The 14,600-nt window shown below is 60.3% G+C and carries 9 protein-coding genes, 1 tRNA gene and 1 pseudogene; all 11 read right to left on the bottom strand.

What is annotated here, in order from left to right; translation table 11 throughout:
* Window positions 1-9 precede the first annotated feature (9 nt).
* Entirely contained in the window at window positions 10-1,857 is a 1,848-nt protein-coding gene (recQ, locus tag A3AC_RS0122985; RefSeq protein ID WP_025601724.1) for a DNA helicase RecQ, read from the bottom strand.
* Between the two features lie 201 nt (window positions 1,858-2,058).
* Window positions 2,059-6,297, bottom strand: a complete 4,239-nt coding sequence (gene rpoC / locus A3AC_RS0122980; protein WP_025601722.1) for a DNA-directed RNA polymerase subunit beta' — start codon at window positions 6,295-6,297, stop codon at window positions 2,059-2,061.
* Window positions 6,298-6,318: 21 nt separating this feature from the next.
* A complete protein-coding gene (gene rpoB, locus A3AC_RS0122975) occupies window positions 6,319-10,425 on the bottom strand; it encodes a DNA-directed RNA polymerase subunit beta (RefSeq protein WP_025601720.1) in 4,107 nt (1,368 codons plus the stop codon).
* A 369-nt stretch (window positions 10,426-10,794) separates the two neighbouring features.
* Window positions 10,795-11,172, bottom strand: coding sequence for a 50S ribosomal protein L7/L12 (rplL, locus tag A3AC_RS0122970; RefSeq protein WP_013340747.1), 378 nt, complete (start codon window positions 11,170-11,172; stop codon window positions 10,795-10,797).
* Between the two features lie 63 nt (window positions 11,173-11,235).
* Window positions 11,236-11,739 (bottom strand): 50S ribosomal protein L10, encoded by a 504-nt coding sequence (gene rplJ / locus A3AC_RS0122965; protein ID WP_025601718.1) that lies wholly within the window; start codon window positions 11,737-11,739, stop codon window positions 11,236-11,238.
* Window positions 11,740-12,038: 299 nt separating this feature from the next.
* The gene (gene rplA / locus A3AC_RS0122960; protein WP_025601717.1) at window positions 12,039-12,737 is read right to left on the bottom strand and encodes a 50S ribosomal protein L1; all 699 of its coding nucleotides are present in this window, start codon (window positions 12,735-12,737) and stop codon (window positions 12,039-12,041) included.
* Window positions 12,738-13,169, bottom strand: coding sequence for a 50S ribosomal protein L11 (rplK, locus tag A3AC_RS0122955; protein ID WP_007180146.1), 432 nt, complete (start codon window positions 13,167-13,169; stop codon window positions 12,738-12,740).
* Window positions 13,170-13,331: 162 nt separating this feature from the next.
* Entirely contained in the window at window positions 13,332-13,889 is a 558-nt protein-coding gene (gene nusG, locus A3AC_RS0122950; protein WP_007180147.1) for a transcription termination/antitermination protein NusG, read from the bottom strand.
* Between the two features lies 1 nt (window position 13,890).
* Window positions 13,891-14,271 (bottom strand): preprotein translocase subunit SecE, encoded by a 381-nt coding sequence (secE, locus tag A3AC_RS0122945; RefSeq protein ID WP_013340749.1) that lies wholly within the window; start codon window positions 14,269-14,271, stop codon window positions 13,891-13,893.
* A gap of 36 nt (window positions 14,272-14,307) precedes the next feature.
* Window positions 14,308-14,383, bottom strand: a tRNA-Trp gene (locus tag A3AC_RS0122940).
* A 64-nt stretch (window positions 14,384-14,447) separates the two neighbouring features.
* Window positions 14,448-14,600 (bottom strand): annotated as a pseudogene (tuf, locus tag A3AC_RS30200) (elongation factor Tu); the annotation flags it as partial.

Raw genomic sequence — 14,600 nt, 5'->3', positions numbered from 1 at the left:
GCCGCCGGCTCAATCGGCGGCGACGACTTCCAGCAGTTCTTCCCCGAAACGGTCCAGTTTGCGGGCGCCCATGCCCGGAATGCCGCGCAAATCTTCGATGGAATCCGGGCCGTTGCGCGCGATCTCGGCCAGCGTGGCGTCGTGGAAAATCACATAGGCGGGCACACCGTCGCTCTTCGCGGTTTCCGTGCGCCACGCGCGCAGCCGTTCCCAGCGCGCACGTTCGCGCGGCCCCATGCCGACCGTCGGGTCCGCGCGCTCGCTGGTCCGCCCCGACGACTGACGGGTGCGCGTAGGCTTCACGTAGCGGCGCATCGTGACGCTCTGCTCGCCTTTGAGTACAGGCTTGCTCGCCTCGGTCAGGACCAGCGAGCCGAACCCCTCGTGATCCACCGTCAGATAGCCGAACGCCACCAGCTGGCGAAAGACCGCGCGCCACTCCGGTTCGCCGAGCGCCGCGCCGATGCCGAACGTGGTCAACTTCTCATGACCACGCTGCAGGATTTTCTCGCTGCGATTACCGCGCAAAACGTCAATCAGATGGCCCGCGCCGAAGTTGAAACCGCTCGCCCTTTGCGCGCGGAATACACATGACAGAGCCATCTGCGCCTCGCGCGTCGCGTCCCAGGTGGCGGGCGGCTCGAGGCAGTTGTCGCAGTTGCCGCAAGGCTTGCTCGATTCGCCGAAGTATGCAAGAAGCCGCACACGCCGGCAGGTCGCCGCTTCGCACAGACCGAGAAGCGCGTCGAGCTTGCCAGTCTGCACGCGCTTGTGGGCGTCGTCGGCGTCGGACTCGTCGATCATCTTGCGCTGCTGGACGACGTCGCCGAGTCCGTAGGCCATCCACGCGTTGGAGGGCATGCCGTCGCGCCCCGCGCGGCCTGTTTCCTGGTAATAGCCTTCGACGCTCTTCGGCAAATCCAGGTGAGCGACAAAGCGCACGTCCGGCTTGTCGATGCCCATGCCGAACGCGATCGTCGCGCACATCACGATGCCTTCCTCGCGCTGGAACATCTCCTGGTGTTTCTGTCGCGTCTCGAATTCCATGCCCGCGTGATACGGCAGCGCGCGCATGCCTTTTTCCTTGAGCCACTCGGCCGTTTCTTCGACCTTGCGCCGCGACAGACAATAGACGACGCCAGCGTCGGTCGTGCCGTCCGCACGCGTGTGCTCCGCGCGGATGAAGTCGAGCAGCTGCGTGCGCGCATTGTCCTTTTCGACGATCCGATAGCGGATATTCGGCCGGTCGAAGCTCGAGACGAAAACCCGCGCGTCATCCAGCGCGAGACGGTGGATGATCTCGTCGCGCGTGATCGCGTCCGCCGTGGCCGTCAGCGCAATGCGCGGCACATTGGGAAAACGCTCGTGCAACACCGACAGCTGAATATATTCCGGCCGGAAATCGTGCCCCCATTGCGAGACGCAATGCGCTTCGTCGATCGCGAACAAGCCGATGCGCGTGCGCTCCAGCAACTCCTGGAAACGCGGCGTCATCAAGCGTTCCGGCGCGACATACAGGAGGTCGATGTCGCCGTCGCGCAAGGCGCGCTCGGTCGCCATTGCTTCCACGCTCGACAAGGTGGAGTTCAGGTAAGCGGCGCGCACTCCAACTTCCGTGAGCGCCGCGACCTGATCCTGCATCAGCGCGATCAGCGGAGAGACGACGATGCCCGTGCCCAACCCGCGCTCACGGCGCACGAGCGACGGAATCTGATAACACAGCGATTTGCCGCCGCCCGTCGGCATCAGCACGAGACAGTCGCCGCCGCCGGCGACGTGCTCGACAATTTCGCCCTGCTGTCCTCTGAACGCGGGGTAGCCAAAAACTTCGTTGAGGATTTCGAGCGGACGGGACATGAATTTGAGAGAGGCGGCGTAAAGCGGGTGACACGAATTTTACCAACGCATTCGTGCTGCGCCCTCGCTTTGGCAACAACGTTAGCCGTCCGGCCTACGAATCGTCAAAGAAGCTAAAAAGCGGCGCATAAAAAAAGCCGCTCAGTCGAAACTGAGCGGCTTCGCTGGCTGGTGAGCCCAGGCGGCTTGCGCCGCCGGGACTTATTCGCCGGAGTGCTGCTGTTCGGCGGCCGGGGTTTCCGGCGTACCGAATTCGAACGACTCTTCCGCTGCGATCTGATCGAAACGCTCGCGGTCGGACAGTTCCTTGCTCTTGCGTGCCTTGTGGAACGCGAGACCCGTACCGGCCGGAATCAGACGGCCGACGATCACGTTTTCCTTCAGACCGCGCAGGTCGTCGCGCTTGCCCATGATCGCCGCTTCGGTCAGCACGCGGGTCGTTTCCTGGAACGACGCCGCGGAGATGAACGAATCGGTCGACAACGAGGCCTTCGTGATACCGAGCAGGACGTTTTCGTACGTTGCCGGACGCTTGTCTTCCGCGATCATACGGTCGTTTTCGTCGAGCATATCCGACCGCTCGACCTGTTCGCCCGGGATGAAACGCGTATCGCCGTTGTCCGTAATCTGCACGCGGCGCAGCATCTGACGAACAATCACTTCAATGTGCTTGTCGTTGATCTTCACGCCTTGCAGACGGTACACGTCCTGCACTTCGTCCACGATGTAGCGCGACAGCGCCTCGACGCCCTGCAGACGCAGGATGTCGTGCGGATCGGCCGGTCCGTCCACGATCATTTCGCCCTTGTTGACGACCTGACCATCGTGCACCAGAACCTGCTTTTCCTTCGCGATCAGGAACTCGTGCTGGTTGCCCTCGAGGTCCGTGATAACGAGACGCTGCTTGCCCTTCGTGTCCTTACCGAACGACGTCGTACCCGTGACTTCCGCCAGGATACCTGCGTCCTTCGGCGAACGTGCTTCGAACAGTTCCGCCACACGCGGCAGACCGCCGGTAATGTCACGCGTCTTCTGCGATTCAGTCGGGATACGTGCGAGCACTTCACCGACCTGCACTTGCTGACCGTCCTTCACGGTGATCAGAGCGCCGACCTGGAAGCCGATCTGCACCGAGTGCTCGGTGTTCGGGATCTTGACTTCCTCGCCGTTCGCGTCGAGCAGCTTGACCTGCGGACGCACCGTCTTCGAAGCTTGCGAACCGCGACGCTTCACGTCGATCACGACCAGCGTGGACAGACCGGTCACGTCGTCGATCTGCTTCGCAACGGTCACGCCTTCTTCGACGTTTTCGAACTTCACCGTACCACCGTACTCGGTGATGATCGGACGCGTCATCGGGTCCCACGTCGCGAGTTGCGTGCCGGCCTTGATCTGCGCGCCGTCCAGCTGCAACAGCGTCGCGCCGTACGGCACCTTGTGACGTTCGCGCTCGCGACCGTGGTCGTCGGTGATCATCGCTTCGCCCGAACGCGAGATGACGATCTGCTCGCCCTTCGCGTTGGTGACGTAACGCATCGTCGACGTGAAACGCACCGTACCGTTCGACTTCGCTTCGATCGACGAAGCCACTGCCGCACGCGATGCCGCACCACCGATGTGGAACGTACGCATGGTCAGCTGCGTGCCCGGCTCACCAATCGACTGAGCAGCGATCACACCGACTGCCTCGCCCACGTTGACGAGCGAACCGCGGCCCAGGTCGCGGCCATAGCAGGCCGCGCACAGACCGTAGCGCGTTTCGCAGGTGAGCGGCGTACGCACGCGCACTTCGTCGATGCCGAGGCGTTCGATTTCTTCGACCGCGTCTTCGTCGAGCAGCGTGCCCGCTTCGTACAGCGTTTCCTGCGATTCCGGATTGACGACGTCAGCCACGGCCACGCGACCCAGAATACGGTCACGCAGCGCCTCGACAACTTCACCGCCTTCAACCAACGCCTTCATCGCCACGCCTTGCGACGTGCCGCAATCATCCTCGACCACCACCAGATCCTGCGTGACGTCGACGAGACGACGCGTCAGGTAACCTGAGTTCGCGGTCTTCAGTGCCGTATCAGCCAGACCCTTACGTGCGCCGTGGGTCGAGATGAAGTACTGCAACACGTTCAGGCCTTCGCGGAAGTTCGCGGTAATCGGCGTCTCGATAATGGAGCCGTCCGGCTTCGCCATCAGGCCACGCATACCGGCCAGCTGACGAATCTGAACCGCCGAACCACGCGCGCCCGAGTCCGCCATCATGTAGATGGAGTTGAACGACTCCTGACGCGTTTCGTTGCCGTCGCGATCGATTACCGGCTCCGTCGACAGCTGTTCCATCATCGCCTTGCCGACCGCTTCCGACGTTGCCGACCAGATGTCGACCACGTTGTTGTAGCGCTCTTGCGAAGTGACGAGACCCGACATGTACTGACGGTCGTATTCCTTCACCTTCTTCGCCGCGTCGCCGACGATGGTTTCCTTCTGCGGCGGCACGAGCATGTCGTCCACGCAGATCGAGATACCAGCGCGCGTTGCCAGACGGAAACCCGACTGCATCAACTGGTCGGCGAAAATCACCGTTTCGCGCAGACCGCACTTGCGGAAAGCGGTGTTGATGAGGCGCGAGATTTCCTTCTTCTTCAGCGGCTTGTTCAGCACCGAGAACGGCAGGCCCGGCGGCAGAATTTCCGACAGGATTGCACGGCCAACGGTCGTTGCGTACAGCGTGATCTTCGGCACGAATGCCGGCGCGCCTTCCGACTTGTCTTCGTTGTGGACCATTTCGGTGATCCGCACGTTGACGCGCGAGGCGAGCTCGACTTCCTTGTTCTCGTACGCACGCAGCACTTCCGAGACGCCCGTGAACGACAGGCCTTCGCCCTTGCCGTTCACTGCTTCGCGGGTCGCGTAGTACAAACCGAGCACGATGTCCTGCGACGGCACGATCGACGGATCGCCGTTAGCCGGGAACAGCACATTGTTCGACGCCAGCATCAGCGTGCGCGCTTCCATCTGCGCTTCGAGCGACAGCGGCACGTGAACAGCCATCTGGTCACCGTCGAAGTCGGCGTTGAACGCCGCGCAAACGAGCGGGTGCAGCTGGATCGCCTTACCTTCGATGAGCACCGGCTCGAAAGCCTGAATGCCAAGACGGTGCAGCGTCGGCGCGCGGTTCAGCATGACCGGATGCTCGCGGATCACCTCTTCGAGGATGTCCCACACCACCGGCGTCTGGTTCTCGACTTCCTTCTTCGCAGCCTTGATGGTGGTAGCAACACCCATCACTTCCAGCTTGTTGAAGATGAACGGCTTGAACAGTTCGAGCGCCATCAGCTTCGGCAGGCCGCACTGATGCAGCTTGAGCGTCGGGCCGACCACGATCACCGAGCGGCCCGAGTAGTCAACGCGCTTACCGAGCAGGTTCTGACGGAAACGACCGCCCTTACCCTTGATCATGTCAGCGAGCGACTTCAGCGGACGCTTGTTCGCGCCGGTCATCGCCTTACCGCGGCGACCGTTGTCGAGCAGCGAGTCGACGGCTTCCTGCAGCATCCGCTTTTCGTTGCGGACGATGATTTCAGGCGCCTTCAGCTCGAGCAGACGCTTCAACCGGTTGTTACGGTTGATCACGCGGCGGTACAGGTCGTTCAGGTCCGACGTCGCGAAACGGCCGCCGTCCAGCGGCACCAGCGGACGCAGTTCCGGCGGCAGCACCGGCAGCACTTCGAGCACCATCCAGTCAGGCTTGATGCCCGAACGCTGGAAAGCCTCGAGCACCTTCAGGCGCTTCGCGTACTTCTTGATCTTCGCTTCCGAACCCGTGTTCTTGAGTTCGGTGCGGAGCATCTCGACCTGTTCGTCGATGTTGATCGCGCGCAGCAGCTCGCGAACGCCTTCCGCGCCCATTTCGGCACGGAATTCGTCACCGTATTCTTCGACCTTGTTGTAGTAATCCTCTTCGGTCATGATCTGCCGCGCTTTCAGCGGCGTCATGCCCGGATCGATCACCACATATGCTTCGAAGTACAGCACGCGTTCGATGTCGCGCAGCGTCATGTCGAGCACCATGCCCAGACGCGACGGCAGCGACTTCAGGAACCAGATGTGCGCAACCGGCGAGGCCAGTTCGATGTGGCCCATCCGTTCGCGACGCACCTTCGCCAGCGTCACTTCGACGCCGCACTTCTCGCAGATCACGCCACGGTGCTTCAGGCGCTTGTACTTGCCGCAAAGGCATTCGTAGTCTTTGATCGGGCCAAAGATCTTCGCGCAGAAGAGACCATCGCGCTCCGGCTTGAACGTCCGGTAGTTGATGGTTTCCGGCTTCTTCACTTCACCGAACGACCACGAACGGATCTTGTCCGGCGAGGCCAGACCGATCTTGATTGCGTCAAAAACTTCAGGTTGTTGGACTTGCTTGAATAGATCGAGCAAAGCTTTCATCGCTTCTCTCCAGTAGTCCGATTAGTTGCGGTCGAGGTCGATATCGATGCCCAGCGAGCGGATTTCCTTCACCAACACGTTGAAGGACTCCGGCATGCCTGCATCGATCACGTGATCGCCCTTGACCAGGTTCTCGTACACCTTGGTCCGGCCCGTCACGTCGTCCGACTTCACCGTCAGCATTTCTTGCAGCACGTACGATGCGCCGTACGCTTCGAGCGCCCACACTTCCATCTCACCGAAACGCTGGCCACCGAACTGCGCCTTGCCGCCCAACGGCTGCTGCGTCACGAGCGAGTACGGGCCCGTGGAACGCGCGTGCATCTTGTCGTCGACCAGGTGGTGCAGCTTCAGATAGTGCATGTAGCCGACCGTCACCGTACGCTCGAACATCTCGCCCGTGCGGCCGTCGTACAGGCGAACCTGGTTCTTCGACGGCGTCATGCCGAGGTTCTGCGCGATGTCGTCCGGGAATGCCAGATCCAGCGCGCGCGACATTTCTTCTTCCGTCGCACCGTCGAACACCGGCGTTGCGAACGGCACGCCTTCGCGCAGGTTCTTCGCCAGTTCGACGATCTCGTCGTCGGTGAAGCTGTCCAGTTCTTCGGCGCGGCCCGACTCGTTGTAGATCTTGGTCAGGAATTCGCGCAGTTCAGCAATCTTCGCCTGACGCTGCAGCATTTCGCCGATACGCCAGCCGAGACCCTTCGCGGCCCAACCCAGATGCACTTCGAGAACCTGACCCACGTTCATCCGCGACGGCACGCCGAGCGGGTTCAGAACGACGTCAGCCGGACGGCCGTCGGCCATGTACGGCATGTCTTCGATCGGCACGATCTTCGACACGACACCCTTGTTACCGTGACGGCCTGCCATCTTGTCGCCAGGCTGCAGACGGCGCTTGACTGCCAGATACACCTTGACCATCTTCAGCACGCCCGGCGGCAGTTCGTCGCCTTGCGTGAGCTTCTTGCGCTTTTCCTCGAACGCGAGATCGAACTGGTGACGCTTCTGTTCGATCGAGTCCTTGATCGCTTCGAGCTGTGCCGCTGCCTCTTCGTCCGCGAGGCGGATGTCGAACCAGTGGTAGTGGTCGAGATCTTCCAGGTAAGCCTGTTCGATCTTCGTGCCCTTCGCGAGCTTCTTCGGACCGCCGTTCGCGACCTTGCCAGTCAGCATACGTGCGAGACGCTGGAACGCGTCGCCTTCCACGATACGCAGCTGATCGTTCAGGTCGAGGCGATAGCGCTTCAGTTCATCGTCGATGATCTGTTGCGCGCGCTTGTCGCGCTGAATGCCTTCACGCGTGAACACCTGGACGTCGATCACCGTGCCGCTCATGCCCGACGGCACGCGCAGTGAGGTGTCCTTCACGTCCGAAGCCTTTTCACCGAAGATCGCGCGCAGCAGCTTTTCTTCCGGCGTCAGCTGGGTTTCGCCCTTCGGCGTGACCTTGCCGACCAGCACGTCGCCCGCTTCGACTTCCGCGCCGATGTAGACGATGCCCGACTCGTCGAGACGGCCGAGTTGCACTTCAGCCAGGTTCGAGATGTCGCGCGTGATTTCTTCCGGTCCGAGCTTCGTATCGCGAGCTACGACGTTCAGTTCTTCGATGTGGATCGACGTGTAACGGTCGTCGGCCACCACCTTTTCCGAGATCAGGATCGAGTCTTCGAAGTTGTAGCCGTTCCACGGCATGAACGCGACCAGCATGTTCTGGCCGAGAGCCAGTTCGCCGAGGTCCGTGGATGCGCCGTCAGCCAGCACGTCGCCACGCGAAACCTTGTCGCCGACCTTCACGATCGGACGCTGGTTGATGTTCGTGTTCTGGTTCGAACGCGTGTACTTGATCAGGTTGTAGATGTCGACACCAACATCGCCGGCCACCGCTTCTTCGTCGTTCACGCGAATCACGATACGGCCTGCGTCGACGTAGTCGACCACACCGCCGCGGAATGCCTGAACCGTCGTGCCCGAGTCGACTGCCACCGTGCGCTCGATACCCGTACCGACCACGGCCTTTTCAGGACGCAGACACGGCACAGCCTGACGCTGCATGTTCGAGCCCATCAACGCGCGGTTCGCGTCGTCGTGCTCGAGGAACGGAATCAGCGATGCAGCCACCGAAACGATCTGCGACGGCGCCACGTCCATGTACTGGATGCGGTCCGGCGTGACCATCAGCGTTTCGCCGGCTTCACGCGACGAGACGAGTTCGTCGGTCAGCGTGCCGTCTTCAGCGACGGCCGCGTTCGCCTGCGCGATCACGTAACGGCCTTCTTCGATCGCCGACAGGTAATCGATCTGGTCGGTCACCTTGCCGTCCACGACCTTGCGATACGGCGTTTCAAGGAAGCCGTATTCGTTCAGATGCGCGTACAGAGCGAGCGAGTTGATCAGGCCGATGTTCGGACCTTCAGGCGTTTCGATCGGGCAGACACGACCGTAGTGCGTCGGGTGCACGTCGCGGACTTCAAAGCCTGCGCGCTCACGCGTCAAACCGCCCGGGCCAAGTGCCGAAACACGGCGCTTGTGGGTGATTTCCGACAGCGGGTTGGTCTGGTCCATGAACTGCGACAACTGCGACGAACCGAAGAACTCGCGAATCGCCGACGAAATCGGCTTCGAGTTGATCAGGTCGTGCGGCATCAGGTTTTCGCTTTCGGCCTGGCCGAGGCGTTCCTTCACAGCACGTTCAACACGCACGAGACCGGCGCGGAACTGGTTCTCCGCCAGTTCGCCGACGCAACGCACGCGACGATTGCCCAGGTGGTCGATGTCGTCGACTTCGCCCTTGCCGTTACGCAGCTCGACCAGGATCTTGATCGTGGCGAGGATGTCGTCGTCCTGCAGCGTCATCGGGCCGACGATTTCATCGCGACCCACGCGGCGGTTGAACTTCATACGACCCACCTTGGACAGGTCGTAGGCGTCTTCGCTGTAGAACAAACGGTTGAACAGCGCCTCGACCGCTTCTTCGGTCGGCGGTTCGCCCGGGCGCATCATGCGGTAGATCGCGATGCGCGCGGCCATCTTGTCGGCGGTTTCGTCGATACGCAGCGTGGACGAGATGTACGGACCCTGGTCCAGATCGTTCGTGTAGAGCGTCTGAATGTCCTTGATCTTCGATTCGCGCAGCTTTTCCAGGACGGTCTCGGTGATTTCGTCGTTCGCGTTGGCGATGACTTCACCGGTGTCGCCGTCGACGACATTCTTCGCCAGCACGCGGCCGAGCAAGTAGTCTTCCGGAACCGAGATGAACTTGGTCTTCGCGTTGTCCAGATCGCGAATGTGCTTCGCGTTGATCCGCTTGTCCTTCTGGACGATCACGTTGCCGTCACGGTCCGTAATGTCGAAACGCGCGACTTCGCCACGCAGACGCTCCGGCACGAATTCCATCTGCGCGCCTTCCGGCATCAGCGTGAAATTGTCGAACACGAAGAAGTTTGCGAGGATCTGTTCCGGCGTGAGGCCAATCGCCTTCAGCAGGATCGTGACCGGCATCTTGCGGCGACGGTCGACGCGGAAGTACAGCACGTCCTTCGGGTCGAACTCGAAATCGAGCCACGAACCGCGGTAAGGAATGATACGTGCCGAGAACAGGAGCTTGCCCGAGCTGTGCGTCTTGCCTTTGTCGTGCTCGAAGAACACGCCAGGCGAACGGTGCAGCTGCGAAACGATCACACGCTCCGTGCCGTTAATGACGAACGAACCGGTCGGCGTCATGAGCGGAATTTCGCCCATGTACACTTCCTGTTCCTTCACTTCCTTGACGACCGGCTTGCTCGGCGATTCCTTATCGAGCAGCACCAGACGCACCTTGGCGCGCAGCGCCGAGCAGTACGTCAAACCGCGCTGCTGACATTCCTTGATGTTGAATGCCGGCGGCGACAGCATGTAGCTGACGAACTCGAGGCGTGCGAACCCGTTGTGCGAAACGATCGGGAAAACGGATGTGAACGCAGCCTGCAGGCCTTCCGGCTTGCGCTGCGTAGACGGCGTGTCTGCTTGCAGAAACGTGCTGAATGATTCAAGCTGGGTAGCCAGCAGGAAAGGTACTTGGTGAACGATGGGGCGCTTCGCAAAACTCTTGCGAATACGCTTCTTCTCGGTGAAGGAATATTGCATACGATCTCCGAATCACGGCGGGCATTGTTGTCGAGGCAGGATACCTTGATGAGACAACCCGAGTGTTCACCGACTGAGACCCGATGGCCGTCCGATGGCTTGAACGAGCCTAGAAGCTTGGTGGTTGGCCGCTACCAACCGCTGGCTGACGGCAGCGGATGCCTATGTTGCCCGCTACCCGACCAAACTTGCCTTCTGCAGTCGCTTCAGAAGACAAAGAGAAGCGCCGGTCAATGTTGCCGATAGGCGATTTTCTTTGGCTTCTGGGAGTCGCATTATTGCCAGACAGCGATGCAAAAACGCGTCCCCCACAAAGCACAAAAAGGCCGGCGGTGGAAAACCGCCAGCCTTCGCACAGCGCGCTGAAACTTACTTGATTTCAGCCTTCGCGCCGGCTTCTTCCAGCTTCTTCTTGGCTTCTTCAGCAGCAGCCTTCGGTACCGATTCCTTAACAGGCTTCGGTGCACCGTCGACCAGGTCCTTCGCTTCCTTCAGGCCGAGACCCGTCAGTTCGCGAACTGCCTTAATGACGGAAACCTTGTTCGCGCCAACGTCAACCAGGTTGACCGTGAATTCGGTTTGCTCTTCAGCTGCAGCAGCGCCGCCGCCTGCACCTGCCGGGCCTGCCACTGCAACAGCAGCTGCCGACACGCCAAACTTTTCTTCGAACGCCTTAACCAGCTCGTTCAGTTCCAGAACCGACATCGAGCCTACGGCTTCGAGGATGTCTTCTTTTGCGATTGCCATTTGAAATACTCCTAAATTGAATTCGGATACAGCTAGCGATCAATTACGCTCGGCTGAAGTGCGTTACGCAGCGGATTCTTCGCCTTGTTTCTTCTCGGCCAGCGCGGCCAGAGCGCGCGCGAAGCCAGAAACAGGTGCTTGCATAACGAACAACAACTTGGAGAGCAGTTCCTCGCGGCTCGGGATGTTGGCCAGCGCTTGCACGCCTGCCTTGTCCATCACGTTGCCTTCGTAGGCGCCAGCCTTGATGACCAACTTGTCATTGCCCTTGCTAAAGTCGTTGACGACCTTCGCAGCAGCAATTGCATCTTCCGAGATGCCGTAGATCAGGGGGCCAGTCATCTGCTCTGCCAGCGGAGCAAACGGGGTACCTTCGACAGCGCGGCGCGCCAGCGTGTTTTTCAACACGCGAAGGTAAACCTGTTGCTCACGCGCTTTCGCGCGCAGCTTGGTCAGATCGCCAACCGTGATCCCACGATACTCAGCCAGAACCACGGTCTGGGCTTTCGCGACTTGCGCGGCAACCTCAGCGACGACGGCCTGCTTGCTTTCTTTGTTGAGTGGCACGGTTAACCTCCAGATTCGATACACGCGGCGTGCGCCTTGTGTACCGCGTTCAATAACGGCGTCCGACCAGTCAGGAGTATTTCGACCGCCCGACACTCGCATTGCTGCAAGCATCCAACGGCTTCATCACTGCAAAACTTTTTCGGGTTCGCCATCTGCGTTGGCTTTGCATTAAGGACTCGCCTACCTGCTGCGTGCCCGCCAACGGTCTTTGACAACCGGTTGCACGATGCAACTGCCACCGCGCAACCGCCCAAAGCCCATAAACCGCCCCGATTTTCACCGAGGCGATGAATTACTTACTGTGCCGCGAGCGATGCCTGGTCGACGCGAACGCCGACGCCCATCGTGCTCGACAGAGCGACCTTGCGCAGGTAGACACCCTTGCTCGTCGCCGGCTTGGCCTTCTGCAGCGCGTCGATCAGCGCGCTCAGGTTGCTGCGCAGAGCCGTCGGCTCGAACGAAGCACGGCCGATCGTGGCGTGAATGATACCGGCCTTGTCGACGCGGAATTGCACCTGACCTGCCTTGGCGTTCTTCACTGCCGTAGCGACGTCCGGCGTGACCGTGCCGACCTTCGGGTTCGGCATCAGGCCGCGCGGGCCGAGAATCTGACCGAGCGTACCGACAACGCGCATCGTGTCCGGCGAAGCGATCACGATGTCGAAGTCCAGATTGCCGGCCTTGACCTGCTCAGCCAGGTCTTCCATACCGACGATTTCAGCGCCGGCTGCGCGAGCCTGCTCAGCCTTTTCGCCCTGCGCGAACACAGCGACGCGCACCGACTTACCCGTACCAGCCGGCAAAACGACCGAACCGCGGACCACTTGGTCCGACTTCTTAGCGTCGATGCCGAGTTGCACTGCGACGTCGATCGACTCGTCGAACTTCGCGCTTGCGCATTCCTTCACGAGCGACAGAGCGTCGTCGATCGGATACAGCTTCTGACGATCAACCTTTGCTGCAAATGCTTGCAGACGCTTAGAAAGCTTAGCCATTTACACGCCCTCCACGGTGATGCCCATCGAGCGGGCGCTACCAGCGATCGTACGAACCGCTGCGTCGAGATCAGCTGCCGTCAGATCGGGCATCTTGGTCTTGGCGATGTCTTCAGCTTGAGCGCGGGTGATCTTGCCAACCTTGTCGGTATGCGGCTTGCTCGAACCCTTGTCGATCTTCGCTGCCTTCTTGATCAGAACCGTTGCCGGCGGCGTCTTCAGGACGAACGTGAAGCTCTTGTCGGCAAACGCGGTGATCACGACCGGAATCGGCAGACCCGGTTCCAGTGCTTGAGTCTGCGCGTTGAACGCCTTGCAGAACTCCATGATGTTCAGGCCGCGCTGGCCCAGTGCCGGACCGACCGGCGGCGACGGGTTGGCTTTACCTGCAGGAATCTGCAGCTTGATAAAGCCGATGATTTTCTTTGCCATGTTGAAAACCTCTTTGGAACGCCGCATTGCCAGCGGACGTTCAGTGAGTAGTAGCGCGCGTTCGACGAAGATCCGACTACTTGCGCTCCTCAACGGCCATTACGCGGACCGTAAGCGCGAAGTACGAAACGCGCCGATTGGCGCGCTGCGTAGAATTCTGGATTACAGCTTTTCGACCTGGCCGAATTCCAGCTCGACCGGCGTTGCGCGGCCGAAGATTGTAACGGAAACCCGGACGCGCGACTTTTCGTAATTCACTTCTTCGACGCTGCCGTTGAAATCAGTGAAAGGACCGTCCTTCACCCGAACCATCTCGCCTACTTCGAACAGGGTCTTGGGGCGCGGCTTTTCCACGCCTTCCTGCATCTGCGACATGATCTTCTCGACTTCTCGCGGAGAAATCGGACTCGGGCGATTGCGAGCACCGCCCACGAAGCCCGTGACCTTTGCCGTGTTCTTCACGAGATGCCACGTCTCGTCGGTCATTTCCATTTCCACCAGCACGTAGCCGGGGAAGAAACGACGCTCGGTCACTGACTTGTGACCGCCTTTCACCTCGACAACTTCTTCAGTCGGAACGAGGATTTGACCAAACTGGTCTTGCATGCCAGCGCGTTCGATGCGCTCCTGAAGCGCACGTTGCACGCTCTTCTCCATGCCGGAGTAGGCGTGCACGACGTACCAGCGTTTGCCGCTCGGAGATGCCGGAGTATCGCTCATATCATTTCCAACCCAGAATCACCGAGAAAATCGCCCATTCGATGGATTTATCACTAACCCAAAGAAAGATCGCCATGATGAACACGAAGCCGAAAACCACCAAGGTGGTCTGCGTAGCCTCTTTGCGAGTCGGCCAGACAACCTTACGGACTTCCTTGTACGAATCTTTGGCGAAAGCGATGAAACCCTTGCCAGGCGCGGAGAGAAGACCGACTGCAACACCCGCGATTGCACCAACAGCCAAGGCGGCTCCGCGGACGTACCATTCCTGACCGTTGAGCCAGAAGAACCCCACGAACCCGGCCAAGACCAGCAATACGCCCGCGACGAGCATCAGCTTGTCGCCGGATGTATTTACAGTTTCGACGGAAGGATTCGCCATAACACCTTAACGAAGCGCCACATTCGACGCGAGAGTTGGCAGGGGCAGAGGGAATCGAACCCCCAACCTTCGGTTTTGGAGACCGACGCTCTGCCAGTTGAGCTATACCCCTAAACCATTTGGGGTTGACGACACCGCCAACCCCGAAACTACAGATTAACGAGAACTATCTGGCGTTACTCGAGAATCTTGGCAACGACACCTGCGCCGACGGTACGGCCGCCTTCGCGGATCGCGAAGCGCAGACCTTCTTCCATCGCGATCGGGTTGATCAGCTTCACCGTGATCGACACGTTGTCGCCCGGCATGACCATTTCCTTGTCCTTCGG

The organism is Burkholderia sp. WSM2230 (assembly GCF_000472445.1).
Lineage (GTDB): Bacteria > Pseudomonadota > Gammaproteobacteria > Burkholderiales > Burkholderiaceae > Paraburkholderia.
Note: the sequence above shows the minus strand (reverse complement) of the source record. Positions and strands in the feature narration are given on the sequence as shown.

Coding starts and splice junctions, on each gene's coding strand:
- recQ (WP_025601724.1), bottom strand. CDS start 1,857: ATGTCCCGTCCGCTCGAAATCCTCAACGAAGTTTTTGGCTACCCCGCG.
- rpoC (WP_025601722.1), bottom strand. CDS start 6,297: ATGAAAGCTTTGCTCGATCTATTCAAGCAAGTCCAACAACCTGAAGTT.
- rpoB (WP_025601720.1), bottom strand. CDS start 10,425: ATGCAATATTCCTTCACCGAGAAGAAGCGTATTCGCAAGAGTTTTGCG.
- rplL (WP_013340747.1), bottom strand. CDS start 11,172: ATGGCAATCGCAAAAGAAGACATCCTCGAAGCCGTAGGCTCGATGTCG.
- rplA (WP_025601717.1), bottom strand. CDS start 12,737: ATGGCTAAGCTTTCTAAGCGTCTGCAAGCATTTGCAGCAAAGGTTGAT.
- rplK (WP_007180146.1), bottom strand. CDS start 13,169: ATGGCAAAGAAAATCATCGGCTTTATCAAGCTGCAGATTCCTGCAGGT.
- nusG (WP_007180147.1), bottom strand. CDS start 13,889: ATGAGCGATACTCCGGCATCTCCGAGCGGCAAACGCTGGTACGTCGTG.
- secE (WP_013340749.1), bottom strand. CDS start 14,271: ATGGCGAATCCTTCCGTCGAAACTGTAAATACATCCGGCGACAAGCTG.